This window comes from Massilia mucilaginosa (genome assembly GCF_011682145.1).
GTDB lineage: Bacteria > Pseudomonadota > Gammaproteobacteria > Burkholderiales > Burkholderiaceae_D > Telluria_A > Telluria_A mucilaginosa.
Genome location: NZ_WHJH01000157.1, coordinates 1 through 1,110, shown reverse-complemented (window position 1 = coordinate 1,110; position 1,110 = coordinate 1). Strand labels below are relative to the sequence as shown.

General features: G+C 49.7%; 1 rRNA gene. It reads right to left on the bottom strand.

Going from position 1 to position 1,110, the window contains the following annotated elements:
- Positions 1-1,110 (bottom strand): 23S ribosomal RNA (locus F2P45_RS34250); the annotation flags it as partial.

The following is a 1,110-nucleotide window of genomic DNA, read 5'->3' as shown; positions in this document are numbered from 1 at the left end:
ATATCCGCAGCTTCGGTGACTGGCTTAGCCCCGTTACATCTTCCGCGCAGGACGACTCGATCAGTGAGCTATTACGCTTTCTTTAAATGATGGCTGCTTCTAAGCCAACATCCTGACTGTTTTAGCCTTCCCACTTCGTTTTCCACTTAGCCAATCTTTGGGACCTTAGCTGGCGGTCTGGGTTGTTTCCCTCTTGACGCCGGACGTTAGCACCCGACGTCTGTCTCCCAAGCTCGCACTCATCGGTATTCGGAGTTTGCAATGGTTTGGTAATTCGCAATGAACCCCTAGCCATAACAGTGCTCTACCCCCGATGGTGATACTTGAGGCACTACCTAAATAGTTTTCGGAGAGAACCAGCTATTTCCAAGTTTGTTTAGCCTTTCACCCCTACCCACAGCTCATCCCCTAATTTTTCAACATTAGTGGGTTCGGACCTCCAGGGCGTGTTACCGCACCTTCATCCTGGCCATGAGTAGATCACTTGGTTTCGGGTCTACACCCAGCGACTGTCGCCCTGTTCGGACTCGATTTCTCTACGGCTTCCCTATACGGTTAACCTTGCCACTGAATGTAAGTCGCTGACCCATTATACAAAAGGTACGCAGTCACGGAACAAGTCCGCTCCTACTGTTTGTATGCACACGGTTTCAGGATCTATTTCACTCCCCTTCCGGGGTTCTTTTCGCCTTTCCCTCACGGTACTGGTTCACTATCGGTCGATTACGAGTATTTAGCCTTGGAGGATGGTCCCCCCATATTCAGACAGGATTTCTCGTGTCCCGCCCTACTTGTCGCACGCTTAGTTCCACACATCGAATTTCGTATAAGGGGCTATCACCCTCTATGGCACCAATTTCCAGTGGTTTCTACTATCCGTCATGCTAAAACGTGCAGGCTCATCCCATTTCGCTCGCCACTACTTTGGGAATCTCGGTTGATTTATTTTCCTGCAGCTACTTAGATGTTTCAGTTCGCCGCGTTCGCTTTGCATACCTATGTATTCAGTATGCAATGACCTGTAAAGGCCGGGTTTCCCCATTCGGAAATCTGCGGATCAAAGCTTGTTTGCTAGCTCCCCGCAGCTTATCGCAAGCTACTACGTCCTTC